At 60.9% G+C, this 22,878-nt stretch carries 26 protein-coding genes and 1 tRNA gene; 11 read left to right on the top strand and 16 right to left on the bottom strand.

Annotation, left to right across the window (positions count from 1 at the left end; genetic code table 11):
- The first annotated feature begins 55 nt into the window (after positions 1-55).
- From PspS04_RS06160 to PspS04_RS06150, 3 genes are all read left to right on the top strand, one after another.
- A tRNA-Gly gene (locus tag PspS04_RS06160) sits at positions 56-129 on the top strand.
- A 281-nt stretch (positions 130-410) separates the two neighbouring features.
- Entirely contained in the window at positions 411-593 is a 183-nt protein-coding gene (locus PspS04_RS06155; RefSeq protein ID WP_093412936.1) for a type II toxin-antitoxin system HicA family toxin, read from the top strand.
- 31 nt (positions 594-624) lie between these two features.
- Positions 625-1,032 carry a type II toxin-antitoxin system HicB family antitoxin gene (locus tag PspS04_RS06150; protein WP_159994179.1) on the top strand — a complete coding sequence of 136 codons (408 nt, stop codon included), beginning with the start codon at positions 625-627 and terminating at the stop codon, positions 1,030-1,032.
- A gap of 5 nt (positions 1,033-1,037) precedes the next feature.
- Here PspS04_RS06150 and tam read toward each other — a convergent pair whose 3' ends face one another.
- Complete coding sequence (tam, locus tag PspS04_RS06145) at positions 1,038-1,808, bottom strand: trans-aconitate 2-methyltransferase (protein ID WP_159994177.1); 771 nt, start codon at positions 1,806-1,808, stop codon at positions 1,038-1,040.
- Between the two features lie 157 nt (positions 1,809-1,965).
- Between tam and PspS04_RS06140 the strand changes: the two genes are divergently transcribed.
- Positions 1,966-2,694, top strand: coding sequence for a class I SAM-dependent methyltransferase (locus PspS04_RS06140; protein WP_159994175.1), 729 nt, complete (start codon positions 1,966-1,968; stop codon positions 2,692-2,694).
- 168 nt (positions 2,695-2,862) lie between these two features.
- Here the strand turns inward: PspS04_RS06140 and PspS04_RS06135 are convergent, their stop codons facing one another.
- Positions 2,863-3,948, bottom strand: coding sequence for a type I restriction endonuclease (locus tag PspS04_RS06135; RefSeq protein WP_159994173.1), 1,086 nt, complete (start codon positions 3,946-3,948; stop codon positions 2,863-2,865).
- Between the two features lie 198 nt (positions 3,949-4,146).
- Here PspS04_RS06135 and PspS04_RS06130 point away from each other — a divergent pair, with 198 nt between their 5' ends.
- Complete coding sequence (locus PspS04_RS06130) at positions 4,147-4,557, top strand: low affinity iron permease family protein (RefSeq protein WP_159994171.1); 411 nt, start codon at positions 4,147-4,149, stop codon at positions 4,555-4,557.
- 6 nt (positions 4,558-4,563) lie between these two features.
- Here PspS04_RS06130 and PspS04_RS06125 read toward each other — a convergent pair whose 3' ends face one another.
- The 5 genes from PspS04_RS06125 to PspS04_RS06105 form a co-directional block, all read right to left on the bottom strand.
- A complete protein-coding gene (locus PspS04_RS06125; RefSeq protein ID WP_095167096.1) occupies positions 4,564-5,067 on the bottom strand; it encodes a DUF4142 domain-containing protein in 504 nt (167 codons plus the stop codon).
- 119 nt (positions 5,068-5,186) lie between these two features.
- Positions 5,187-6,530 carry a sensor domain-containing protein gene (locus PspS04_RS06120; protein ID WP_095167094.1) on the bottom strand — a complete coding sequence of 448 codons (1,344 nt, stop codon included), beginning with the start codon at positions 6,528-6,530 and terminating at the stop codon, positions 5,187-5,189.
- A gap of 109 nt (positions 6,531-6,639) precedes the next feature.
- Complete coding sequence (locus PspS04_RS06115; RefSeq protein WP_095167092.1) at positions 6,640-7,278, bottom strand: LysE family translocator; 639 nt, start codon at positions 7,276-7,278, stop codon at positions 6,640-6,642.
- A 138-nt stretch (positions 7,279-7,416) separates the two neighbouring features.
- Positions 7,417-8,157, bottom strand: coding sequence for a hypothetical protein (locus PspS04_RS06110; RefSeq protein ID WP_095167091.1), 741 nt, complete (start codon positions 8,155-8,157; stop codon positions 7,417-7,419).
- Between the two features lie 33 nt (positions 8,158-8,190).
- Complete coding sequence (locus PspS04_RS06105; protein ID WP_174244567.1) at positions 8,191-9,102, bottom strand: LysR family transcriptional regulator; 912 nt, start codon at positions 9,100-9,102, stop codon at positions 8,191-8,193.
- A gap of 78 nt (positions 9,103-9,180) precedes the next feature.
- Between PspS04_RS06105 and PspS04_RS06100 the strand changes: the two genes are divergently transcribed.
- Positions 9,181-9,669 (top strand): DMT family transporter, encoded by a 489-nt coding sequence (locus tag PspS04_RS06100; RefSeq protein ID WP_159994167.1) that lies wholly within the window; start codon positions 9,181-9,183, stop codon positions 9,667-9,669.
- A gap of 12 nt (positions 9,670-9,681) precedes the next feature.
- Here the strand turns inward: PspS04_RS06100 and yiaY are convergent, their stop codons facing one another.
- On the bottom strand, positions 9,682-10,830 hold the full coding sequence (gene yiaY, locus PspS04_RS06095) for an L-threonine dehydrogenase (RefSeq protein ID WP_159994165.1): 1,149 nt from the start codon (positions 10,828-10,830) through the stop codon (positions 9,682-9,684).
- A 154-nt stretch (positions 10,831-10,984) separates the two neighbouring features.
- Here yiaY and PspS04_RS06090 point away from each other — a divergent pair, with 154 nt between their 5' ends.
- Positions 10,985-12,004 (top strand): DUF4917 family protein, encoded by a 1,020-nt coding sequence (locus PspS04_RS06090; RefSeq protein ID WP_159994163.1) that lies wholly within the window; start codon positions 10,985-10,987, stop codon positions 12,002-12,004.
- A gap of 83 nt (positions 12,005-12,087) precedes the next feature.
- On the opposite strand, the gene PspS04_RS06085 is transcribed toward PspS04_RS06090, so the two are convergent.
- The gene (locus PspS04_RS06085) at positions 12,088-12,630 is read right to left on the bottom strand and encodes a helix-turn-helix domain-containing protein (protein WP_095167081.1); all 543 of its coding nucleotides are present in this window, start codon (positions 12,628-12,630) and stop codon (positions 12,088-12,090) included.
- A gap of 157 nt (positions 12,631-12,787) precedes the next feature.
- Between PspS04_RS06085 and PspS04_RS06080 the strand changes: the two genes are divergently transcribed.
- Together PspS04_RS06080 and PspS04_RS06075 are read left to right on the top strand one after the other, a co-directional pair.
- The gene (locus PspS04_RS06080; protein WP_095167079.1) at positions 12,788-13,570 is read left to right on the top strand and encodes an aldolase; all 783 of its coding nucleotides are present in this window, start codon (positions 12,788-12,790) and stop codon (positions 13,568-13,570) included.
- Between the two features lie 31 nt (positions 13,571-13,601).
- Positions 13,602-14,489, top strand: coding sequence for a dihydrodipicolinate synthase family protein (locus PspS04_RS06075; RefSeq protein WP_095167077.1), 888 nt, complete (start codon positions 13,602-13,604; stop codon positions 14,487-14,489).
- Between the two features lie 47 nt (positions 14,490-14,536).
- Here the strand turns inward: PspS04_RS06075 and PspS04_RS06070 are convergent, their stop codons facing one another.
- The 3 genes from PspS04_RS06070 to PspS04_RS06060 are packed head-to-tail and all read right to left on the bottom strand — an operon-like array spanning position 14,537 to position 15,840.
- Positions 14,537-14,881 (bottom strand): YegP family protein, encoded by a 345-nt coding sequence (locus tag PspS04_RS06070; protein WP_095167075.1) that lies wholly within the window; start codon positions 14,879-14,881, stop codon positions 14,537-14,539.
- Between the two features lie 57 nt (positions 14,882-14,938).
- On the bottom strand, positions 14,939-15,244 hold the full coding sequence (locus tag PspS04_RS06065; protein ID WP_095167073.1) for a ribbon-helix-helix domain-containing protein: 306 nt from the start codon (positions 15,242-15,244) through the stop codon (positions 14,939-14,941).
- 14 nt (positions 15,245-15,258) lie between these two features.
- Positions 15,259-15,840 (bottom strand): DJ-1/PfpI family protein, encoded by a 582-nt coding sequence (locus PspS04_RS06060; protein ID WP_159994161.1) that lies wholly within the window; start codon positions 15,838-15,840, stop codon positions 15,259-15,261.
- 197 nt (positions 15,841-16,037) lie between these two features.
- On the opposite strand from PspS04_RS06060, the gene PspS04_RS06055 reads away from it, so the two are divergent.
- Positions 16,038-16,949 (top strand): DMT family transporter, encoded by a 912-nt coding sequence (locus PspS04_RS06055; protein ID WP_159994159.1) that lies wholly within the window; start codon positions 16,038-16,040, stop codon positions 16,947-16,949.
- On the opposite strand, the gene PspS04_RS06050 is transcribed toward PspS04_RS06055, so the two are convergent.
- The 4 genes from PspS04_RS06050 to PspS04_RS06035 all read right to left on the bottom strand — a co-directional run bounded on the left by PspS04_RS06050 (position 16,900) and on the right by PspS04_RS06035 (position 20,244).
- Positions 16,900-18,114, bottom strand: coding sequence for a class I SAM-dependent methyltransferase (locus tag PspS04_RS06050; protein WP_095167068.1), 1,215 nt, complete (start codon positions 18,112-18,114; stop codon positions 16,900-16,902). The genes PspS04_RS06055 and PspS04_RS06050 overlap by 50 nt on opposite strands.
- Before the next feature lie 125 nt (positions 18,115-18,239).
- The gene (locus PspS04_RS06045) at positions 18,240-18,857 is read right to left on the bottom strand and encodes a TPM domain-containing protein (RefSeq protein WP_095167066.1); all 618 of its coding nucleotides are present in this window, start codon (positions 18,855-18,857) and stop codon (positions 18,240-18,242) included.
- A 28-nt stretch (positions 18,858-18,885) separates the two neighbouring features.
- Positions 18,886-19,614, bottom strand: coding sequence for a TPM domain-containing protein (locus PspS04_RS06040; RefSeq protein WP_159994157.1), 729 nt, complete (start codon positions 19,612-19,614; stop codon positions 18,886-18,888).
- A gap of 21 nt (positions 19,615-19,635) precedes the next feature.
- Positions 19,636-20,244 carry a LemA family protein gene (locus tag PspS04_RS06035; protein ID WP_095167062.1) on the bottom strand — a complete coding sequence of 203 codons (609 nt, stop codon included), beginning with the start codon at positions 20,242-20,244 and terminating at the stop codon, positions 19,636-19,638.
- Positions 20,245-20,474: 230 nt separating this feature from the next.
- Here PspS04_RS06035 and bglX point away from each other — a divergent pair, with 230 nt between their 5' ends.
- On the top strand, positions 20,475-22,766 hold the full coding sequence (bglX, locus tag PspS04_RS06030; RefSeq protein WP_159994155.1) for a beta-glucosidase BglX: 2,292 nt from the start codon (positions 20,475-20,477) through the stop codon (positions 22,764-22,766).
- Positions 22,767-22,878 lie beyond the last annotated feature (112 nt).

Genomic DNA, 22,878 nt, shown 5'->3' with positions numbered 1-22,878 from the left:
GCAAAGAAAAACTTCAAATCCGTCGCCACATCTGGTACAAAGTCAGCCGTTCCGAGCGGGTGTCGTATAATGGCATTACTCCAGCTTCCCAAGCTGATAACGAGGGTTCGATTCCCTTCACCCGCTCCACTAATTTCAGTCTTGCGCCAGGTAGCTTCCTGACGGGAGACGACAAAAAACCGGTCCACAGTGACCGGTTTTTTTATGCCTGCAATTCCGTAGGGCCCCGCACAAAAGCGTCCTGCACCATCGCGCAATACTTTCGCCGGTAACGTGCCTTCCCGTTTCAACAGCGGTTCCTACACTGATCTCAACCACTCATCACCTGACCCATGCGAATTGGTGGTTATAGTGTTGATAAGACCAATCCAGTAGGTATAGTAACCACCTACACAGCACAGGGACGTGATGTGAACAGTCGATATTTGATCAGCCAAATCGTTGCAGACGGCTGGTATCTGGTGCGGGTCCGGGGCAGTCACCATCATTTCAAACATCCAACCAAACCTGGATTGGTGACGGTTCCGCACCCGAAGAAGGATCTGCTGACCAAGACGGCAGTGAGCATCCTGCAACAGGCCCTGTTGTCATGAGTTGACGCACTAAAACCAGAGGACAATCAACATGCTTTATCCAATTGCCATTTCAGAAGGCGATGACCAGCACGCCTGGGGCGTGGAAGTGCCGGATATTCCGGGGTGCTTCTCGGCCGGTGATGACCTGGACGACGCCATCGCCATGGCACGTGAAGCCATCGAGGGGCACTTCGAGATCCTGGCCGAGGACGGTTCGGCGATTCCGCCAGCCAACAGGGTGACCCACCATGCGCGCAACCCGCAATATGCCGGCGTGACCTGGGCCTTGGTCGACATCGACGTCAGCAAATACCTGGGCAAGGCGCAGAAACTCAATATCACCCTGCCCGCCTATCTGCTGACTCGCATCGACGAATACGTGCTGCACCACCCGGAAGAAAAAAGCCGCTCCGGCTTTCTGGCCTCGGCGGCGTTGAAGGTATTGCAGCAGGCTTGATCCCCTTAGCGCGTAGCGACGATGAACAGTCGCGGGAACGGCAATAGCACCGAGCCGTCGGCCAGAACCGGGAAGTAGGGTTCGATGGCTTCCAGGTACTGCGCCAGGAATTGGGTTTGCTCCACCTCGTTCAGTGGCTGCAAAAACGGCCGCAGGCCGCTGCCCTTGAACCACTCGACCACCGCCGCCGGGCCGCCCGCCAGCGGGTGATGGTAGGTGGTGCGCCACACATCCACCCGTGCGCTGCAGGTACACAGCATCTGGTAATAGGTATTGGCGTCGTCCAGGGTCGTGCGCTGCCCGGCGACCGGAGCCAGCTTGTCTGCCCAAGGGCCATTGGCCGCGACTTCGCGCATCATCCGATGGGACGGCTGTTCGAGGTTGTCCGGCATCTGGATCGCCAGGCTGCCGCCTACCGTGAGCTTGTCGACCAGCGCGGGCAACAGCGTGGCATGCTCGGGCAACCACTGCAGCACCGCGTTGGCGAAGATCACGTCGAACGGCCCGGGTTCGTTCCAGGCGCCAATATCGCTGGTGTCGAAACGTACGCCCGGCAGGCGTTTGCGGGCGGCGTCGATCATGTCGGCGGAGCTGTCGATACCGCGTACCGCGGCACCTGCAAAACGCTGTACCAGCAACTCGGTGGAGTTGCCTGGGCCGCAGCCGATGTCGATCACCGAACGTGCATCAATCGCGGGGATCGCGGCCAATAAGTCACGCGCCGGGCGGGTGCGCTCATCTTCGAATGCCACATACTGTTGGGCAGACCAGCTCATCGCATACTCCTATAACCAATCAGGATGGGAGCGCCACGCTAGACTGTGCGTTTCGCTCGTGGGGCGCCAGTAAGCGACGAGCTTGGGGACTGCGTCAAGACGCGGTCACGGGTTGAAACATCTGCCCCCTGCCCAGGTTGATCGAGGAGAAGTGTCGATGACTCAGAACATCTACGACGACCCTGGTTTTTTCCAGGGCTACAGCCAGTTGGGGCGCTCCATCGGCGGCCTCGACGCCGCGCCGGAATGGCCCGCGCTGCAAGCCTTGCTGCCGCCCATGGCAAACTTGCAGGTGGTAGACCTCGGCTGCGGCTACGGCTGGTTTTGCCGCTGGGCCAGCGAGCAAGGTGCGCAACAAGTACTGGGACTGGATGTCTCGCATAAGATGCTCGAACGCGCCAGGACAACGACCGATGCTGGCAACATCAGCTACCGCCACGCGGACCTCGAACACCTTGATCTTCCTGCCGACAGTTTCGACCTGGCCTACAGCTCCCTGGCCCTGCACTACATCAAGGACCTGCCCGGCCTGTTCACCCAACTGCACGCCGCGTTGCGGCCCGGCGGGCGTTTGGTATTTTCCATCGAGCACCCGATCTTCATGGCCCCGCGCAACCCCGGCTGGATCATCGACGCCCAAGGCCGCAAGAGCTGGCCGCTGGACAGTTATCAGCGCGAAGGCGAACGGGTGACCCACTGGCTGGCCGACGGCGTGATCAAACAGCACCGCACGCTGGGAACCTTGTTGAACCAATTGATCGCCGCCGGCTTGCGGATCACCCATGTCAATGAATGGGGACCCACTGCGAAACAGGTGGAAGCGCAACCGGCACTCGCCGAAGAACGGGAGCGACCGATGATGTTGCTGGTGGCAGTGGAACGCTGAGGCGTGTGTTCAGGATAAATCGTCGTCCTTGGCATCGCGAAAAAGCGCAACGCCACCCGGCTCTCTTGGGTGGCAGGCATTCCCTCAATGCCTGCACTGACCAACACAGGCGCTTTTTAACTGGCAGTTGAGCCCACGGCGCTGAGGGCTCAACCGTCAGAACTAACGTTACTCGTAGTATCCAACTGTCTTTTTCAGGCGATCTGAATACTCATAGATATCATCGACCGAGTTGATCGGATGCCGCGTTTCGTTTTTCTCTTCGTCGAAGATACCGATGTACTTCTGCGAGCGGTTGAAGTGCAGGCGGCAGATTGGCTTACGGTTATTGTCGTCCAACAGGATGCCGAAGTAGCTCTGTGTATCACGTTGCACAATACGTTTGGCATCAACGACAGATCTCACCACTGCACGGACGATGTGATACCCCTCAAGCTCCTCCAGAGTGGTCAACACCTTGTCATCTGACTCATCGCGATCATCCACAACATCAGGACTTGAGCCTGCCGATGGCAGGGACAGCAGGCTGGGCTGAATAGCCCCACTCATTGCAGACTTGAGTCGATCATTGATTTGATCATTGAGAAATTGCACAACGGCCTTTCTGGTCAACTCCTGGAATTGCTCCCGGACTTTTTGCGTGATCACTCCGTCGTAGACCCGGGAGGCGAACACTTTGACGAAATCGTCGTCGGGTTTACTGACCTGCGCGGCAATGACTTTTTTGATCTGGCTGACGTATTTCAGCTCACCGGCTGCATTGATGATCGAATCTACATCGAATGCTGACTTGGTCAGCTTTGTCAGTTCCGGAACCGAATACTCGTCGATGTCGAGTAGATCGAGTTCCAGGAAGGGTTTTTCATCCATTTTGTTGGGAGCGTCCAAGTCGGTAAAAAACTTATAGACCTGGCCGTTAGTCAGAATCGAAATTCGCGCGCTCGTGACATGAAAATAGCGAAACAGTTGCGATGCATGATTGATGTGCAGAGGCTCGCCGATTTTCTTGCACTCGATGAGGATCTGGACCTCGCCGTCTTTCATGATCGCATAGTCGATTTTCTCCCCCTTCTTTGTGCCAACATCACAAACAAATTCCGGGATCACCTCAGACGGATCAAAAACGTCGTACCCCAGGACAGTGCTGATAAATGGCATGACGAAAGCATTTTTGGTGGCTTCTTCTGTCTGGATGGTGGCGCCTTGCAGCCGGACTTTGGCCGAGAGACTTGAAAGCTTTTCGATAAATTCCATGAGTGACCTCTTCCCCGTTTCAGATCCGTGTTTGTACATGCTGGCAAATTGATTGCCATTGATACTAGTCACAAACCGGCACAAAGAAAGAAGAGCCGCAGGCGATCCCGGCAGGGAATGAACCAGAGTCGGCAAAAGCAATTCCTGCGCACCGTCGCGGTCTGAACTTCAGGTCCATCCCTTAGAAGGTAAACGGCAATGAAATTCGCGAAGGTGTCACAGAAGCTGGCGTTGTGGGCCGGGAGTCCGCGGACGTTCCTGATGGCCATTGTGCTGATTGTTGCCTGGGCGCTGACCGGGCCGCTGTTTGATTTCAACGATACCTGGCAATTGATCGTCAACACCTCGACCACCATCATCACCTTCCTGATGGTGTTCCTGATCCAGAACACGCAGAACCGGGACACCGACATCCTGCACCTGAAGATCGACGAATTGCTGCGGGTGACCAAAGATGCGCAAAACGCCATGCTTGGCCTCGAAGCACTCGATCTCAAGCAACTCGAAGCGCTGAGAAAGCAGTACCGCAACCTAGGTGAGGGTGAGTCGATTGTGCTAGAGGGTACACCTGCTGCCGACGGGCAGCAGCAGGACTTGAATCAATGCTGAAGCCGGTCAACGACTGGCTTGCAGGGCCCTGGCCATTTGCAGGTGTTGTTCGAGCTTGGGCAGGGTCTCTTCGGCGAATGCCTTGAGCTCGGGCACGTCGGTGGTCCGGGCCTCCTGCTGCAATTGCTCGATGGCCTGCTCGGTGGTTTTTACCTGGCTGGCGGCATAGGCCGAGTCGAAGGACTCGCCATCCGCGACGGCGGGTATCAGGGTCTTGGCCTTGTTCATCACCTCTTCCCGAGGGGCGACGGGCAGGTCGAGCTTCTTGGCGATTTTCGCCAGGTGCTGGTTGGCCGTGGTGCGGTCGTTGATCACCACGATGGTGTAGTCCTTGACCGCCTTGGACTCGGTCTTCTGGTGTGCCAGGCGGCTGGCTTCGATGTCCGCCATGCCTTTGGCCGAGGCGTCGTTGATGAAGTCGGCCGGCGACTGGGCAAAAGCGCTGCTGGCGCCAAGGCTCAGCAACACGGCAAAGCTGATGGTCGATAATCGGCTGGCCACAGGTTTCATGGTCGCGCCCTCCTTGAACAGACAAATGAATGCAACGGTACGTCCCGCCTGTCATTCGAAGGCCAAAGCGCGCAAAGGTTTAAAAAAGCTGTCCAAACATCGACGAGTGGTGCCCCGGCTCACGCCCGGTCCAGGCGTCCACTCAGGCGCTTGGCGGCATACATGGCTTCATCGGCGTGCTTGAACAGCTGCTTTTCCTCGAGGCCGTGCTCCGGGTACAAGGCCACGCCAATGCTCGGCAGAATGCTCAGGTTGTGGCTGTCCAGCCGGATGGGCTGGCCCAGCACCTGGCGAATTTTCAGTGCCACCCGCGCCGCGTCTTCTGCGGCCTGGATACTGTCGAGCAATACCACAAACTCATCGCCACCAATCCGCGCGACGGTATCGCTCTCGCGCACGCAACCTTGCAGCCGATTGGCCACGGCTTGCAGCAGCATGTCGCCGATGCCGTGGCCGTAGGTATCGTTGACCTGCTTGAAATGGTCCAGGTCCACGTACAGCAGGGCCATGCGCCCGTTGTCCCGGCGGGCCTTGAGCAAGGCCGCGCTCAGGCGCTCGCGGAGTAATTCGCGATTGGGCAGGCGAGTCAGGTAGTCATGCTGCGCCATGTACTGCAGGCGACTGTGCAATTGCCGGCGCTCGATCGCTGCCGCCACTTGGGCGCAGACGTATTGCAGCAGCTCCTTGTCGCGTTCGGTGTAGCGCTCGCCGCCAGGCATGCTCTTGACGATCAGCGCCCCGATGGTGCCCCGTTGCGAATTGAGCGGCACCCCCAGCCAGCAAGGGCAATCCTGCGCGTCGATCAGCCCGGCCAGTCCCGGCAAGGCAAACGGCTGGTCGGGGGTCAGCAGCACCGGCTGCCCGCTACGGACCACTTCGGCACACAGCCGGCCAGTCACGCTGAACTCGGGATCACGCTCGTGATCGTCGACGTGGTACGGGAAGTTCAATTGCTCGCAGTGCTCATCGTACAGCGCCACCGAGAAATTCAGCGCCGGCAGCCATTCACCGATCAGTTGGTGAATGCGCTTGAACAAGGCCAGCAGATCCTCGGCGGCATGGGCCGCTTCAGAAATCGCGTAGAGCGCAGCCTGGCGCGATTCGGCCTGTTTGCGTTCGGTGATGTCGCGGGCCACGGCGATGCGCAGCTGGTCGACCTCGGACCAGCGCGCCGACCAGAGGATATGCACCACCTGGCCATCCTTGCGCAGGTAGCGATTCTCGAAGTTCGGGTTGGGTTTGCCGCGCATGATTTCCCGGGCGGCGTCCAGGGTCCGCTCGCGATCGGCCGGGTGCACCATTTCGATCATCGGCTGGCCAATCAGCTCATCCGGGGTGTAGCCGAACACTTGTTCGCAGGACGCGCTGACAAACACGAACCGTCCCTGTCCGTCGACGGCACAGACGACGTCGAGCAGCAGATCGATGTAGCTGGCCAATGGCGCGGAGTTTGCAGTGCTCATCGTGAATGGATACTGTCAAAAAATACCGCCGTGAGTAGCTATCCATGGACCTGGCCTGCGCGCTACACCGCGCTGGCCGCAAGCCGCTGCCGCAGCCCTGCAAGCAGCCTCAACTCTTGTTGGCCAGCAACCCCGGCACCGCGTGCAGCAAGGCATTGATGGCGAAACCGATGAACATTACCCCGCAAATCCGGGTAATAGCCAGCTCATGGCGCTGATACAACGTGCGTACCCGACGAGCGCCCACAATGCCAATCAGAATAGCGTATGCCAAAACGCCACCAAGGAAGCTCAGAAAGATCAACCAGGGCAGCATCGACCACTGCAGCAACTCGGCGCGACTGGACAACAGGGCGGTAAAGGTCGCCACTGCCACCGGATAAGCCTTGGGGTTGGTCAGGCCAAACATGATCCCGTGCCAGAACGGTTGCCGCGCCGCGCCCTGAGGTGCGTCGCCGCTGCTGCGACGGCTGCGGATCGCCCGCATGCCCAGCCAGAACAGGTACAGGCCGCTGAGCACGCCGAGCACATCAAAGGCACTGCTGCCAATTTCCCGCGCGCCGACGATGGCAATCAATGCGGTGCTGCACCAGACCACATCCCCTAACAGGTGCCCACACAGAAAACCCGCCCCGGCCCGCCGCCCGCGGGCTGCGCCAATGCCAAACACCGCGAGCACGCCCGGGCCCGGGGTGATGCCGTAGATAAAACCGGAGGCAAGGACGGCCAGCAATAAAGATGAGGTCATGCGGTAAAGCTCCATGTCGGGCTGCCAGGCCCTATCGTCAGACTGCGGTGGGCTTTTGTATCACAAGGTTTTGCGATGACTGTAACCATAAATGTGCAGAGCCGCATGACTGCAGGTCATGCCTGGCGTTGGCCCGGCTTACACGCCCTGCAGCTCTTTGGGCACCACGTACTGGCGCCCGTCGTAACGCAAAGTCGTCGACACCGTATTGCCCACGACGTCCTTGGACTGGCAATCATCTTTGCCCACGCTGCTCTGCGTGTCGGTGGTCACCGATCTGACAATCAGGTCGGCGAAGCCGTGGCTGCTGGTCTTGGCCAGGTCCAGGGTGCGTTTGGTGTGGCTGAATTCGCCGGTGCAGTTGGTATCCCATTCACCATTGCTGGATTCGATCACCAACTGCTCGAGCACCGGACGCAAGGTGTTGCCTTCGCGCACGTACAGCGACAGCACCGCCTGTTCGAACGGATTGGCTCGCGATGAACCGGTGAAGCCGGCACGTACGCCGAATGCGCGCAGGTCGGAGGTGAGTTTGTAGCGGGCGGTGTCGATGCTCAGGCCATCGAAGCGCACGGCGTCGGAGCTGTACACCGAGGCCTGGGCGTAACGGGCCAGGGGCTTGCCATCGATGTTGGAGACCACCGCCAGTTTCAGGTCGTACATGCCGGTGCCATCGGGGGCATCGCTCAAGGTCGGGTCCGGCTCGATCTGCGACAGCGCGGTAATGGTCTGGCCATCGTAGGCCGGCCAGTCCTTGCACACCGAGTACCCCGGCACGCCCTCGGGCAGCGGCGGCTGTGCGCACGCGCCATAGGCCTGGGTCGCGCCCAGCGCGCCACTCATTGCCACACATCCCAGCCAGCGGTATTTCAAGGTCATTCCGTGTTCCTTGTGTCCATCGAAGTGAAAAACTCAGCCGTGCACTATCGCCTGAGCGATCTGCCGATTCAACCAGTTCAACGCCTGGTCACCGCCCCGACGCACATGCCAGGCCAGGACGAAGTTGAACGAGGGGATGGGAAATGGCGGTGGCACAACGCTTAACTGCGGTTGATCGACACCCTGCAAGCCGCGGGCCGCCACGGTGAGAATCAGGTCGGTACCGGCGATCAACTGCGGGGCCACGCTCCAGTGCGGCAGGCTGACTGCCACGTGGCGACGCTGGCCAATGGCGGTCAGCGCCCGCTCGATCTCCGGGGTGCCGCTGCCGCGCATCTCCAGCAATACGTGGGGCCGGGCCAGGTAAGTCGGCAAATCCAGCACGCCACTGGCCGGCAAACGCCGGGCGTCCACCAGGCACACGAACTGCTCTTCGAACAGCGGCGTGCAGCGCAGCTCATGGGGCAGTTCGGGAAAGACCCCGGCCGCCAGGTCGATGTCGCCGTTGAGCACGCCTTCCAGCATGCCTTCGCGGCTCGCGTGGCTGATCTGCAGGTCGATCCCCGGCGCCTCCTGGCGCAAGCGCGCGATCAAGCCGGGCAAGACAATCGCCGCGCCATAGTCGGACATCGCCAGGCGGAACCGGCGCTTGGCCGAGGCTGGGTCAAAGGTATTGGGCGCCAGCAAGGCCTGGACACTGGCCAGTGCTTCAGTCAGGGGCGCCATCAGTTCCTGCGCGCGCGCAGTGGCGACCAGGCCGGCACCGGCGCGCACCAGCAGCGGATCGCCGAGCATCTCGCGCAGGCGCGCCAGGGCATGGCTGACAGCCGGTTGGCTGAGGTGCAGGCGCTCGGCCGCACGGGTCACGTGCTGCTCGCTGAGCAAGGCGTCGAGGACCACCAGCAGGTTCAAATCGATACGGCGTAGATCATTCATCTGATGCATGTTCTGGATGATTAATCGGAATTTCAATCTGCGCGACGAATGACCTAGAGTCCAGTAAAACCTCTTGGAGAGAGACTTATGAGTACCTTGCAGTGGGCCGGTTTGTCGGTGCTGGCCGTAGTCGCCGGCGCCGTGGTGCCCTTTCAGAGCGCAATCAACGCCAACCTGAGTCGCGGCCTCGGTCACCCGTTATGGGCCACCCTCGCCTCGCTGCTGGTGAGTGTGCTGGTATTGCTGCCTGTGGTTATCAGCCTGCGCCTGCCATTGCCGTCGCTGGGGTTAATCAGCAAGGCGCCGCTGTGGATGTGGGCCGGGGGCGCCTTTGGCGTGTGTTTTATCGCCCTGGCCCTGATGCTGCTGCCCAAGCTCGGGGCCTCAGGCTTTATCGCCCTGGCCCTGGCCGGGCAGGTAGTGGCATCGCTGGTGCTCGACCACTTCGGGCTGTTCGGGCTGGTGGAGCGGCACCTGACGTTACCGCGCCTGCTCGGTGCCGTGCTGTTGATCGCCGGGGTCGCGTTGATTCAATTCAGCGCCACCCCGGGCCGGTCCCTGGTGACTTCCGGCTAAGGGCGCGCGGGATCAGAACGCGTTACGAAAGATCTCCTCGATCTGCTGCTGGTCTGCCGCCCGCGGGTTGGTCAGGCCACAGGCATCCTTGAGGGCGTTGGCGGCGAGGATCGGGATGTCCTGCAGCTTGGCTCCGAGGTCACGCAAACCGGCGGGAATTTCCACGTCCGCGGCCAGCGTGCGGATCGCCGCGATCGCCGCTTCGGCCCCCTCCTCCGGGCTGCACCCCTGGATGTCCACGCCCAGCGCCTGCGCCACTACCGTCAGGCGTTCGGCACAAACCTTGGCGTTGAAGCTTTGCACATGGGGCAGCAGCACCGCATTGCACACGCCGTGGGGCAAGTCGTAGAAACCACCCAACTGATGCGCCATGGCATGCACAAACCCCAGGGACGCGTTGTTGAACGCCATGCCGGCCAGGAACTGCGCATAGGCCATGTTTTCCCGGGCCAGCAGGTCACTGCCATCACGCACCGCCACGCGCAGGTTGAGGCTGATCAGTTCGATGGCTTTCAGGGCGCAGGCGTCGGTGATCGGGTTGGCAGCGGTGGAGACGTAGGCCTCGATTGCATGCGTCAGCGCATCCATGCCGGTGGCGGCGGTCAGCGACTTGGGCATGGCCACCATCAAGGCCGGATCGTTGACCGACAACAGCGGCGTGACGTTACGGTCGACAATGGCCATTTTCACGTGCCGCGCTTCGTCGGTAATGATGCAGAAGCGGGTCATTTCGCTGGCAGTACCGGCCGTGGTGTTGATCGCAATCAGCGGCAGTTGCGGCTTGGGCGACTGATCGACGCCTTCGTAGTCGCCAATCTGCCCGCCATTGGTGGCGCACAGGGCGATGCCCTTGGCGCAGTCATGGGGCGAACCACCGCCCAGGGACACCACAAAATCACACCCGCTGCGCTGCAACAGCACCAGGCCGGCCTGTACGTTGGCGATGCTGGGGTTGGGCTTGGCCCCGTCGAAAATCACCGACTCGATGTCCTGCAGCGCCAGTTTTTCCGCGATCATTGCCGCCACGCCGGCCTTGGCCAACCCGCTGTCCGTGACAATCAACGCCTTGGCAAAGCCGTATTTGCCGATGGCGTCCATGGCTTCGTCGAGACAGCCGATGCCCATGATGTTGACGGCAGGAATGAAGAATGTGCTGGTCATGGCGAGTCCTCTGCAATGGGGCCGAACCGACCCTTGGCGTCGGCGGATAACCCAAGGATCACCCCATCGCGCCGCGTGCATCTTGATCTGGCTCAACAGCCGGTCGTGATAAAGTCTGCGCCCTGTACCCCACCTGCTTGAGATGACTGACGCAATGAGCGATTTCCAGGATGTTGATGCCCACTTAGAAGACTGGAACGCGTTGCGCGCAACCACCCCGTTCAGCGCCCTGCTGGTGGGTAACGGCGCCAGCCGCGCGGTGTGGGATGACTTTGGCTACGACTCGCTGTTCGAGAACGCCCGCAGTGTCGAAGAAAAACCCTTAAGCCAGTCCGAGCTGAGCGTGTTCGACGCCCTGCACACCCGCAGTTTCGAGCAGGTGCTCAGCGCCCTGAAAACCACCAGCCGGGTCAACAAGGCCTTGGCGGTAAGCTCGGCGGCACCGCGCAATCGCTACTATGCGATCAAGGAAGCGTTGATCAACACCGTACACGCGGTGCACATCCCCTGGCGCCTGGTGCAAGCCACCAGCCTGGCGAGCATCAGCCAGGAGCTGGGCCGTTATCGGACGGTCTTCACCAGTAACTACGACCTGCTCAACTACTGGGCGGTCCAGCACCAGGGCACGGCCATCGACGACCTGTTCCAGGGCAGCGAACCGCGCTTCGAGCTGAGCGCCAGCGCCACCGACAAAACCCGCCTGCTGTACCTGCACGGTGGCCTGCACCTGGTGCGCAACCAGGACGGCACCGCCCGTAAGCTGACCTCCACCGAGGGCACGCTGCTGGGCAGTTTTGCCATCAACAACACGCTCAAGACCCTGGACGACGTGCCGTTGTTCGTCAACGAAGGCAGCAGCGAAGACAAGCTCAAGACCATCCGCAGCTCGGACTACCTGTCGTTCTGCTACGACCAGTTGCTGCAGCAACACGACGCCTTGTGCATCTTCGGCCACAGCCTCGGCAAGCAGGATGCGCACCTGGTCCATGCACTGTGCCAGGCCAAGCCAAAAACCCTGGCGATCTCGATTTATCCGCGCAGTGCGGCGTTCATCCAGAGCCAGAAGCGCCACTACGCAAAGCTGTTTGCAGACACCGGGGTGGCACTGCGCTTTTTTGATTCCAAGACCCATGCCCTGGGCAGTTCGAGTCTTTCGGTGCCGGTCGAGGTCTAGGCCTGGGCTGAAAGCATCGCGAGCTGGCTCGCTCCCACAGGGGCGGTTTCGCTAGACCTTGCTCACGATGCTCTGGCGCCGACTCATTCCTCGCTGCTGTGTACCACCACCAGCAACTGCGCCTGCACCTCGCCCACCGAGCGCAGGCGATGGGGTTTCTGGGCGTTGAAGTGCAGCGCATCCCCGCGATCGAGGATCACCCGCTCGTTCATGAAATCGACCTCGACCTGGCCTTCGTGGACGAACAGGAATTCCTCCCCCAGGTGCTCCTTGAAGGTCTTGTCGCTGAACTCCCTGGGCGGGTAAATGATGAACGGCAGCAGGCTGCGCTCGCTGACCTGATGAGCCAACACCGCGTAGCCGGGGGCCTGGTCGTTGGCGGCCAGCGACTGGCGCTCGTGGGCGCGCACCAAGCTATAGCTGTCCAGGCTGATAGCGTCCTCGGCAAACAGCTCCTCGACCTTGACGTTCAGCGCCTTGGCCAGTTTCAGCGCGGCCGCGATCGACGGCGTGTTGAGGCCACGCTCGACTTTCGACAGATAGCTCTTGGTCATGCCGGATTTCTCGGCCAGCGCCTCAAGCGTCACACCAAGTTTTTTTCGCAGTAATTTCAAACGGATAGACATGTGCAGCGGTTAATCCATCAAGGAGGCAACGATTAGTCCTTGCCAATGACACAAAGTGTCATATAGGCTCTTATGTGTCATGTGATTACCCCCGACGACCTTGCGAGCAGCGGGAGAACCACATCCGACGTCCATTGAGCTTTACAGGGACACCGATATGGCCAAGACATTAGCACTACCCAAAGACCAACTCATCAAGCAGGCGCTGACGCAGATGCAAAGCAGCCTGGCGGATAATACGTGGACTGACCGGCAAAAGCTGGCACTGACCTGCCGCATCCTGTTCGAGAACGGCCACGATTCCGGCCTGGCGGGGCAAATCACCGCCCGCGGCCCGCAGCCGGGCACCTATTACACCCAGCAACTGGGCCTGGGTTTCGACGAAATCACCGCGAGCAATCTGCTGCTGGTCAACGAAGACCTGGAAGTCCTGGAAGGCCACGGCATGGCCAATCCGGCCAATCGTTTCCACAGTTGGGTATACCGTGCCCGGGCGGATGTGAACTGCATCATCCACACCCACCCGACTCACGTCGCGGCCCTGTCGATGCTCGAGGTGCCGTTGGAAATTTCCCACATGGACCTCTGCCCGCTGTACGAAGACTGCGCGTTTCTCGAAGCCTGGCCGGGGGTACCGGTGGGTAACGAAGAAGGCGAAATCATCGCCGGGGCCCTGGGCGACAAGCGCGCCATCCTGCTGTCCCACCACGGCCAGTTGTCGACCGGGCGCAACATCGAGGAAGCCTGCGTGATCGCTCAATTGATCGAACGTGCGGCCAAACTGCAGTTGCTGGCGATGGCCGCCGGCACCCTCAAGCCAATCCTGCCGGCACTCGGCCGCGAGGCCCATGACTGGATCTCCAAACCCAAGCGCCACGGCGCTGCGTTCAACTACTACGCTCGGCAGAACCTGCGCCAACACGCCGATTGCCTGAACTGAAGCGACTTTTTTGCCTAATTGGAGAGACAGCATGTCCAGCCCGAACATTCACGGCATCATCGGCTACACCATCACCCCCTTCACCGCCAACGGCGAAGCGGTCGACCTGCCTGCCCTGGGGCGTTCCATCGACCGCCTGATCGACGGCGGTGTCCACGCGATCGCCCCGCTCGGCAGCACCGGGGAAGGTGCTTACCTGAGCGACGCAGAGTGGGATCAGGTCAGTGAGTTCAGCATCCAGCATGTCGCCAAGCGCGTGCCGACCGTGGTCAGCGTCTCCGACCTGACCACCGCCAAGGCCGTGCGCCGCGCGCGGTTTGCCGAGGCCCATGGCGCCGACGTGGTGATGGTGCTGCCGGCGTCGTACTGGAAACTCAGCGAAGCGGAAATCCTTGCCCACTACCGCGCCATTGGCGACAGCATCGGCGTGCCGATCATGCTCTACAACAACCCGGCCACCAGCGGCACCGACATGTCCGTGGAGTTGATCCTGCGGATCTTCCATGCCGTGGCCAACGTGACCATGGTCAAGGAAAGCACCGGCGATATTCAGCGCATGCACAAGCTGCAAATACTGGGTGAAGGCCAGGTGCCGTTCTACAACGGTTGCAATCCGCTGGCGCTGGAGGCGTTTGCCGCCGGAGCCAAAGGCTGGTGCACGGCAGCGCCAAACCTGATCCCGCAACTCAACGGCGCGCTGTATCAGGCGGTGCTGGCCAATGACCTGGACCAGGCGCGGCAATTGTTCTATCGCCAACTGCCACTGCTGGACTTCATCCTCAAGGGCGGACTGCCGGCGACCATCAAGGCCGGCCTGCGCATGACCGGCCTGGAAGCGGGCGACCCGCGCCTGCCGGTGTTCCCATTGGCTGAGGCGGGGTGCAGTCAGTTGCAGGGGTTGATCGATACGCTGCGCTGACAGTGCGCAAATGTGTAGGCGCTGGCTTGCCAGCGCCTACACAGGTTTCACAGTACCGGCAGGGTCTTGTCCTTGATGACCGTGGTCGGGCCATTGGTCTTGACGCTGGCGATGCCCTTGTCCCGCGCCGCCTCCGAGGAATAGGCCTCGCTGCTGCCGATGACCTGATGGTTGGCAGCCTTGAGGTTGAAGTAAGGATGGCCGTCCTTGGTGGACTTTTTCTCGTAGCGTTCATCCAGCGGGCTATTGCTCTGGACCGAGGCAATGCCACCCTCGGCGGCCGCCCGGGTGGTGTACAGCTCGCTGGTGAGAATGGTTTCGGCGTTGGCCGCTTTCAGCACAAAGCGGAACTGGCCATTGCTGCTTTTACTCAATTCGTACCATCCAGACATGCTCGTGCTCCTTGGCGATTAAAAGATTACGCGCTTCAGAGTAAAGACCACGCCGCCCTACTTCACCACCGCGCGTACCACCGATAACTCCGGCGAGCCGCTGCGCCGCTGACTCAAATAACGGGTGCAACTGACCCGCAGGAACGAGGCGAAGTTCACCACTTCGCCGCGGTAATCCATCACTTCTTCATAGAGCTTGGCGATCAACTGGTTGGTGGTCATGCCGTCGACCTCGGCGATTTCGCTGAGGATGTCCCAGAACTGATTCTCCAGGCGCAGGGTCGTGACCACCCCACAGATGCGCAGCGAGCGCGAGCGTGACTCGTACAAAATCGGGTCGGCTTTGACGTACAGCTCGCACATGGACAAGCCTCCGTTTACAAGGTGATGGTCGTGCCCAGCAGGCCAAGGAAACCGGCCAGCCAGCTTGGGTGTGCCGGCCAGGCGGGCGCCGTGGCCAGATTGCCTTGAACGTGGCCCTGCGTCACGGGGATATCGATGAACGTGCCACCGGCCAGCCGCACTTCCGGGGCGCAAGCCGGGTAGGCGCTGCATTCACGCCCTTCGAGGATGCCCGCCGCCGCCAGCAACTGCGCGCCATGGCAGACTGCGGCAATCGGCTTGCCGGCCTGGTCGAAGTCGCGTACCAACTGCAGGACTTTTTCATTCAGGCGCAGGTACTCCGGCGCACGTCCGCCTGGAACCAGCAGAGCGTCGTAGTCGGCGGCCTCGACCTGGGCGAAGTCGAAGTTCAGGGCGAACAGGTGACCGGGTTTTTCGCTGTAGGTCTGGTCGCCTTCGAAGTCATGAATCGCCGTGCGCACGGTCTGCCCGGCGGTCTTGTCGGGGCACACCGCATGCACCGTGTGGCCGACCATCAGCAAGGCCTGGAACGGCACCATCACTTCGTAGTCTTCGACGTAATCGCCAACCAGCATCAGGATCTTTTTCGCAGCCATGGGGAGGACTCCTCTGGGTACAACGTGGGCAGAAAGGAGCATTCAAGGTAGTCCTAATCCTTGGGGCCGGGTAACAACCCGCTACTACGCAGCATGCAACTGTACGGATAAGTCCGTGCCTAGCTGTAACAGCGCAATCGGCCGGCGTTGTGGCTAGATGAAGTCACTTCCCGCCACCTTCGACCCTGGTTGCCGTTATGTCCTCGCGCGAAAACACTGGCATGGCCCTGGGCCTGCTGGGCGTCATCATCTTCAGCCTGACCCTGCCTTTCACCCGGATCGTGGTGCAAGAGCTGCACCCCTTGCTCAACGGCCTGGGCCGTGCCCTGTTCGCGGCCATTCCAGCCGCGGCGCTGCTGCTCTGGCGTCGAGAGCGCTGGCCAACCTGGCAGCAAGTCAAGGGCCTGAGCCTGGTGATCGCCGGGGTTATCCTCGGTTTTCCGGTGCTCTCGGCCTGGGCCATGCAAACCTTGCCGGCGTCCCACGGAGCGCTGGTCAATGGCCTGCAACCGCTGTGCGTGGCGCTGTACGCGGCGTGGTTGTCCCACGAGCGACCCTCCAAAGCCTTCTGGGCTTGCGCCGCCCTGGGCAGTGCGCTGGTGCTGGGCTACGCGCTGATCAGCGGCGCAGGCAGTATTCAGGCGGGCGACTTGCTGATGCTCGGGGCCATTGCGGTGGGCGGCCTGGGGTACGCCGAGGGCGGCCGACTGGCCAAGGAGATGGGTGGCTGGCAGGTGATCTGCTGGGCCCTGGTGCTGTCGACGCCGCTGTTGATCGGTCCGGTGCTGTACCTGGCCTTGCAGCATCAAGGCGCGATCAGCGCCAAGACTTGGTGGGCCTTTGGCTACGTCTCGCTGTTCTCGCAGTTCCTGGGCTTTTTTGCCTGGTACGCCGGATTGGCCATGGGCGGGATTGCCCGGGTCAGTCAGATCCAGTTGCTGCAGATCTTCTTCACCATCGCCTTTTCAGCGCTGTTTTTTGGTGAGCACATCGAGCCCATTACCTGGCTGTTTGCCGCCGGGGTGATCGTCACGGTGATGCTGGGCCGCAAGACCGCGATCACAGGTAACCATCAGCCCGCAGCAAGGTTTCCAGGCAATGTTCGCTGATGTGGTAGAACGCCTTGAGTTCCTCGATCTTTTGCAGCAGCTGGGCCGGGTCCACCGGTTCGGCGCGCTTGACCGCGAGGATCATCTTGTTCTTGTTGGTGTGGTCCAGTGAGATGAATTCGAACACCTTGGTCTCATAGCCGCAGGCTTCGAGGAACAACGCGCGCAAGCTGTCGGTGACCATTTCCGCCTGCTGGCCCAGGTGCAGGCCATATTGCAGCATCGGCTTGAGCAGCGCCGGGCTCTGGATCTGCAGGCGAATCTGTTTGTGGCAGCACGGCGAGCACATGATGATCGACGCCCCGGAACGGATGCCGGTGTGAATCGCGTAGTCGGTGGCGATGTCGCAGGCATGCAGGGCAATCATCACGTCCAGCTCACTCGGCGCCACACTGCGCACGTCGCCGCACTTGAACACCAACCCCGGGTGCTGCAGCTTGGCCGCCGCGGCGTTGCACAGGTTGACCATTTCCTCGCGCAGCTCGACACCGGTGACTTCGCCCTCGGCCTTGAGGGTGTTGCGCAGGTAATCGTGAATGGCAAACGTCAGGTAGCCCTTGCCCGAACCGAAATCCGCCACGCGTACCGGCTTGTCCAGCGCCAGTGGCGAGGAGGTCAGGGCATGGCTGAAGACCTCGATGAACTTGTTGATCTGCTTCCACTTGCGCGACATCGCCGGAATCAGCTCGTGCCTGGCATTGGTCACGCCCAGATCGGCGAGAAACGGTCGGCTCAAGTCGAGGAAGCGCTGTTTCTCGCGGTTGTGTTCGGTGGACGGGGCCTCGCGCAATTGCTGCGGTTTGCTCTTGAACAGCGAACTTTTGTTCTTCTTGCTGTATTCCAGCTGGGCTTCGTCGGTCACCGAGAGCAAGTGCGCATTCTTGAACGACACCGGCAACAGCTCGGCAATCGCCGCCACGCCATCGGCCAGGGAGAAGTTCTTGGTGATGTCGCGAGTCTTGTAGCGGTAGACGAAGGACAGGCAGGGCTGATCCTTGACTGTCGTCGGCTTGATGATCAGCCGTTGCAGGTCCGCTTCACCGCCGACGTACTTGGCCAGCACCAGCTTGATAAAGGCGTTTTGCTCAAGGCTGGCAGTCAGCAGCTCAAGAAACTGTGCATGGTGATCCGGCGCGGGACTGACAGGTTTAGCGGTGACAGACATGAACAAAAACGCCTCGGGCAGGGAATGCCCGGCATTTTAGGGGGGATGGGGCTTGAGGGCACGGAGTTATTTGCTCAACGGTCGTTATAGCCGCTGTCGAACGCCAGCGGCTATGGATGCTTCATCTAATCGAGGACCACCAACCGATTCGGTAACTCATTACGGGTTTGCGTCAGCGGCACATGCACCTTGAGCAACTCCCCGCAGGCTTCAATGCAGGCAATAAACCCGGCCAATGTCTGCCCCTGTTTCACCTGCTGGGTGAAGGCCTTGACGATGGCATCCCAACAGCTGTCATCCAGGCGCTTGGAGATGCCGTCGTCCACCAGGATTTCTACGTAACGCTCCGCTTCACTGACAAAAATCAGCACTCCGGTACTGCCCACCGTGTGGTGCAGGTTCTGCTCCAGGAACTGCCGACGCGCCAGATTCGACGCTCGCCAGTGCCGCACGGAACGCGGAATCAGCCGGGTGGTGATTTTCGGCAGGCGAAACAGCAAGCACAACACAATGAAGGTCGCCCACTGCGCCAGCAGCAAGGTGTACATGCTCATCCAGCCGAACAGGTAATGAATGATCCCCGGCACCACCAACGCCAACAGGCTGGCCCACAGCAAAGGAATGTAGGCGTAGTCGTCGGCCCGGGCCGCCAGCACGGTCACCAGCTCCGCGTCGGTCTGTTGCTCGACCTTGGCGATCGCTTCGGCGACCTGGCGTTGTTCGTGTTCGCTCAGTAATGCCATGGTTGCAGATGCTCTTTAGTTATTGTCATTACCAGCCGCCCGAGGCCCCGCCGCCGCCGAAACCACCACCGCCACCTCTGAAGCCACCGCCACCGCCGCCTCCGCCGCCGCCACGTCCACTGCTGCTGAGAATGGCCAGAAGAATCGCGCCCACCGGTAACCCCATGCGATTGCACAACCACAACACGATCAGCAGCAGCACGAACATGCCGATGGAGAACGCCGGATTATCCTTGGCGAAATTGGCGTCCGCCACATGGGCCGGTACAGCCAGCGGGTCACCGCCCACCACCTGCAACATCGCCGCGACACCGTCGCTGATGCCTTTGCTGTAGTTGCCGGTCTTGAATGCCGGCGCGATCACCTGGTTGATGATCACCCAGGACTGCGCATCGGTCAGCACGCCTTCCAGGCCATAGCCGACTTCGATGCGTAATTTGCGCTCATCCCGGGCGACGATCAGCAGCGCGCCATTGTCCTTGCCCTTCTGGCCGATACCCCAGTGGCGGCCCAATTGATAACCGTAGTCCTCGATGGGCAGGCCTTGCAGGTCAGGTACGGTGACCACCACGATCTGGTCGCCGCTGGTCTGCTCCAGCGCCTGCAACTGTTGAGTCAGTTGCTCGCGCACAACCGGGTCGATCATCTGGGCGGTGTCTACCACCCGCCCGGTCAGCGCGGGAAACGTCAGCGCTGCCTGGACGGTGGTCACACATGCCAGGAGCCACAGCGCCAGGCCTATCCGTAATAAACGCATCGACACCTCATTGAAGCCTGATCAGAACTTCACTTGCGGTGCTTTATCGGCGTCGGGGCTGGTGGCCTCGAAGGTCTGGCGGATCGGCAGGTCGCTGTACATCACGCTATGCCACAGGCGACCCGGGAAGGTGCGGATCTCGGTGTTGTAGGCCTGCACGGCGGCGATAAAGTCACGACGCGCCACGGCGATGCGGTTCTCGGTGCCTTCAAGTTGCGACTGCAGGGCCAGGAAGTTCTGGTTGGCCTTGAGGTCCGGGTAGCGCTCGGACACCACCATCAAACGGCTGAGCGCACTGCTCAAGCCATCCTGGGCTTGCTGGAACTGTTTGAGTTTTTCCGGATTGTCCAGGGTGCTGGCGTCGACCTGGATCGAGGTGGCCTTGGCCCGCGCCTCGATCACTGCGGTCAGGGTGTCCTGTTCATGCTTGGCATAACCCTTGACCGTTTCCACCAGGTTGGGGATCAGGTCGGCGCGCCGCTGGTACTGGTTCTGCACTTGCGACCAGGCCGCCTTGGCCTGTTCGTCGAGGGTAGGAATGGTGTTGATGCCGCAGCCGGCCAGGACCGTGGTCAGCAGCATTAGAACCGTGACTTGCCAGGCTGAGCGAGAGTGCTGTTGTACATTCATGTCAGTGTTGCTCCTGATGGAAATAGACCGGCAGCCTTCAATTGATCCCCTGGGGACTTAATCTGTCCCCGCCACTGGATTGCATCTCGCCAATCGGCTAAAAGATGCCCAGCGCGAATAAAGAGTTCGAAGTTTGCTGCATTTACCCACTCAACAATAGTCGCTCCCTAAATTTTGGCTGACCCGATGCGTTTCGCTGAGCGTCGTTTTAGCGTTTGAGAAAACTATTCATGAAGAAGCTGTGTTTGCTGAGCCTGGCCATCGGCCTGGCCAGTCACTCGGTAATGGCCGATACCAAGCCTGCCCCCATTGAGAACAAGGACGCGTTCGTCAGCAACCTGATGAAGCAGATGACCCTGGACGAAAAGATCGGCCAGTTGCGCCTGATCAGCATCGGCCCGGAAATGCCGCGCGAGATGATCCGCAAGGAAATCGCCGCTGGGAACATCGGTGGCACGTTCAACTCGATCACTCGCCCGGAAAACCGGCCGATGCAGGACGCGGCCATGCGCAGCCGGCTGAAGATCCCGATGTTCTTCGCCTATGACGTGATCCACGGCCACCGCACGATTTTCCCGATCCCGCTGGCACTGGCCTCGAGCTGGGACATGGACGCCATTGGCCTGAGCGGGCGCATTGCCGCCAAGGAAGCCGCCGCCGACAGCCTCGACATCACCTTTGCGCCGATGGTCGATATCTCCCGCGATCCTCGCTGGGGCCGCACCTCCGAAGGGTTCGGCGAAGACACCTACCTGGTGTCGCGCATTGCCCAGGTGATGGTCAAGGCCTACCAGGGCACCGGCCTGATCGGCGCCGACAACATCATGGCCAGCGTCAAGCACTTCGCCCTGTACGGCGCGGTCGAAGGCGGGCGTGACTACAATACCGTCGACATGAGTCCGGTGAAGATGTACCAGGACTACCTGCCACCGTACCGTGCGGCCATCGATGCCGGCGCGGGCGGGGTGATGGTGGCACTGAACTCGATCAACGGCATTCCGGCCACGGCCAACCTGTGGCTGATGCAGGACCTGCTGCGCAAGGAGTGGGGCTTCAAGGGCCTGGCGGTGAGTGACCACGGGGCGATTTTCGAACTGATCAAGCACGGCGTGGCCCGTGACGGTCGCGAAGCGGCGAAGCTGGCAATCAAGGCCGGCATCGACATGAGCATGAACGACACCCTGTATGGCAAGGAACTGCCGGGCTTGCTGAAGGCCGGCGAGATCGAGCAGAGCGACATCGACAACGCCGTGCGTGAAGTGCTGGGCGCCAAGTACGACATGGGCCTGTTCCGCGACCCGTACCTGCGCATCGGCAAGGCCGAGGATGACCCGGTCGACACCTATGCCGAAAGCCGCCTGCACCGTGCCGAAGCCCGTGACGTGGCGCGCCGCAGCCTGGTGTTGCTGAAGAACCACAACGAAACCCTGCCGCTGAAGAAAACCGCGAAGATCGTCCTGGTCGGTCCGCTCGCCAAGGCGCCAATCGACATGATGGGCAGTTGGGCCGCCGCCGGGCGTCCGGCGCAATCGGTGACGCTGTTCGACGGCATGACTCGCGCCCTCGGCGACCAGGCCACCCTGCACTATGCCCGAGGCGCCAACATCACCTCGGACAAGAAAGTCGTCGATTACCTGAACTTCCTCAACTTCGATGCCCCGGAAGTGGTCGATGACCCACGCCCGGGGCAGGCACTGATCGACGAAGCGGTGAAAGCCGCGCAGCAGGCCGATGTGATCGTTGCCGCCGTGGGCGAGTCCCGGGGCATGTCCCACGAGTCCTCGAGCCGCACCGACCTCAACCTGCCAGCCAACCAGCGCGAGCTGATCAAGGCGCTCAAGGCCACCGGCAAACCGTTGGTGCTGGTGCTGATGAACGGTCGGCCGTTGAGCATTCTCGAAGAGAACGAACAAGCCGACGCGATCCTCGAAACCTGGTTCAGCGGCACCGAAGGCGGCAACGCCATCGCCGATGTACTGTTCGGCGACTACAACCCGTCCGGCAAGCTGCCGATCAGCTTCCCGCGTTCGGTGGGGCAGATTCCGACCTACTACAACCACCTGACCATCGGCCGCCCGTTCACGCCGGGCAAACCTGGCAACTACACCTCCCAGTACTTCGATGACACCACCGGCCCGCTCTACCCGTTCGGTTATGGCCTGAGCTACACCCAGTTCAGCCTGTCGGAAATGGCGCTGTCGTCGACCACGCTGAACAAGACCGGCAAGATCGACGCCAGTGTGACGGTCAAGAACACCGGCAAGCGTGATGGCGAAACCGTAGTGCAGCTGTACATCCAGGACGAGACCGGGTCGATGATCCGCCCGATCAAGGAACTCAAGGGCTTCCAGAAAGTGCTGCTCAAAGCCGGCGAACAGAAAGTCGTGCATTTCAGCATCGAAGAAGACGACCTGAAGTTCTACAACACCCAGCTCAAGTACGCAGCCGAACCTGGCAAGTTCAACGTGCAGATCGGCCTGGATTCCGAGGTGGTGACGCAGCAGAGCTTCGAGTTGCTCTGACCGCAGAGGCAACACCATTACCCTGTGGGAGCGAGCTGCTCCCACAGGGGCTTGGATCGATGCTTGAATGTGCCGGCCCTATCGCGGCATAGGTATCTACACAACTGTGGTG

Origin of the sequence: Pseudomonas sp. S04, assembly GCF_009834545.1 — a bacterium.
GTDB lineage: Bacteria > Pseudomonadota > Gammaproteobacteria > Pseudomonadales > Pseudomonadaceae > Aquipseudomonas.
Note: the sequence above shows the minus strand (reverse complement) of the source record. Positions and strands in the feature narration are given on the sequence as shown.

What these genes read in the sequence shown, in the direction of transcription:
- PspS04_RS06050 (WP_095167068.1), bottom strand. Translation starts at nt 18,114, where the DNA reads ATGTCTGTCACCGCTAAACCTGTCAGTCCCGCGCCGGATCACCATGCA.
- PspS04_RS06125 (WP_095167096.1), bottom strand. Translation starts at nt 5,067, where the DNA reads ATGAAACCTGTGGCCAGCCGATTATCGACCATCAGCTTTGCCGTGTTG.
- PspS04_RS06105 (WP_174244567.1), bottom strand. Translation starts at nt 9,102, where the DNA reads ATGCATCAGATGAATGATCTACGCCGTATCGATTTGAACCTGCTGGTG.
- PspS04_RS06135 (WP_159994173.1), bottom strand. Translation starts at nt 3,948, where the DNA reads ATGGAATTTATCGAAAAGCTTTCAAGTCTCTCGGCCAAAGTCCGGCTG.
- PspS04_RS06045 (WP_095167066.1), bottom strand. Translation starts at nt 18,857, where the DNA reads ATGGCATTACTGAGCGAACACGAACAACGCCAGGTCGCCGAAGCGATC.
- bglX (WP_159994155.1), top strand. Translation starts at nt 20,475, where the DNA reads ATGAAGAAGCTGTGTTTGCTGAGCCTGGCCATCGGCCTGGCCAGTCAC.
- PspS04_RS06055 (WP_159994159.1), top strand. Translation starts at nt 16,038, where the DNA reads ATGTCCTCGCGCGAAAACACTGGCATGGCCCTGGGCCTGCTGGGCGTC.
- PspS04_RS06100 (WP_159994167.1), top strand. Translation starts at nt 9,181, where the DNA reads ATGAGTACCTTGCAGTGGGCCGGTTTGTCGGTGCTGGCCGTAGTCGCC.
- PspS04_RS06060 (WP_159994161.1), bottom strand. Translation starts at nt 15,840, where the DNA reads ATGGCTGCGAAAAAGATCCTGATGCTGGTTGGCGATTACGTCGAAGAC.
- PspS04_RS06110 (WP_095167091.1), bottom strand. Translation starts at nt 8,157, where the DNA reads ATGACCTTGAAATACCGCTGGCTGGGATGTGTGGCAATGAGTGGCGCG.
- PspS04_RS06065 (WP_095167073.1), bottom strand. Translation starts at nt 15,244, where the DNA reads ATGTGCGAGCTGTACGTCAAAGCCGACCCGATTTTGTACGAGTCACGC.
- PspS04_RS06120 (WP_095167094.1), bottom strand. Translation starts at nt 6,530, where the DNA reads ATGAGCACTGCAAACTCCGCGCCATTGGCCAGCTACATCGATCTGCTG.
- PspS04_RS06130 (WP_159994171.1), top strand. Translation starts at nt 4,147, where the DNA reads ATGAAATTCGCGAAGGTGTCACAGAAGCTGGCGTTGTGGGCCGGGAGT.
- PspS04_RS06035 (WP_095167062.1), bottom strand. Translation starts at nt 20,244, where the DNA reads ATGAATGTACAACAGCACTCTCGCTCAGCCTGGCAAGTCACGGTTCTA.
- PspS04_RS06090 (WP_159994163.1), top strand. Translation starts at nt 10,985, where the DNA reads ATGAGCGATTTCCAGGATGTTGATGCCCACTTAGAAGACTGGAACGCG.
- yiaY (WP_159994165.1), bottom strand. Translation starts at nt 10,830, where the DNA reads ATGACCAGCACATTCTTCATTCCTGCCGTCAACATCATGGGCATCGGC.
- PspS04_RS06070 (WP_095167075.1), bottom strand. Translation starts at nt 14,881, where the DNA reads ATGTCTGGATGGTACGAATTGAGTAAAAGCAGCAATGGCCAGTTCCGC.
- PspS04_RS06080 (WP_095167079.1), top strand. Translation starts at nt 12,788, where the DNA reads ATGGCCAAGACATTAGCACTACCCAAAGACCAACTCATCAAGCAGGCG.
- PspS04_RS06150 (WP_159994179.1), top strand. Translation starts at nt 625, where the DNA reads ATGCTTTATCCAATTGCCATTTCAGAAGGCGATGACCAGCACGCCTGG.
- PspS04_RS06040 (WP_159994157.1), bottom strand. Translation starts at nt 19,614, where the DNA reads ATGCGTTTATTACGGATAGGCCTGGCGCTGTGGCTCCTGGCATGTGTG.
- PspS04_RS06075 (WP_095167077.1), top strand. Translation starts at nt 13,602, where the DNA reads ATGTCCAGCCCGAACATTCACGGCATCATCGGCTACACCATCACCCCC.
- PspS04_RS06115 (WP_095167092.1), bottom strand. Translation starts at nt 7,278, where the DNA reads ATGACCTCATCTTTATTGCTGGCCGTCCTTGCCTCCGGTTTTATCTAC.
- tam (WP_159994177.1), bottom strand. Translation starts at nt 1,808, where the DNA reads ATGAGCTGGTCTGCCCAACAGTATGTGGCATTCGAAGATGAGCGCACC.
- PspS04_RS06085 (WP_095167081.1), bottom strand. Translation starts at nt 12,630, where the DNA reads ATGTCTATCCGTTTGAAATTACTGCGAAAAAAACTTGGTGTGACGCTT.
- PspS04_RS06140 (WP_159994175.1), top strand. Translation starts at nt 1,966, where the DNA reads ATGACTCAGAACATCTACGACGACCCTGGTTTTTTCCAGGGCTACAGC.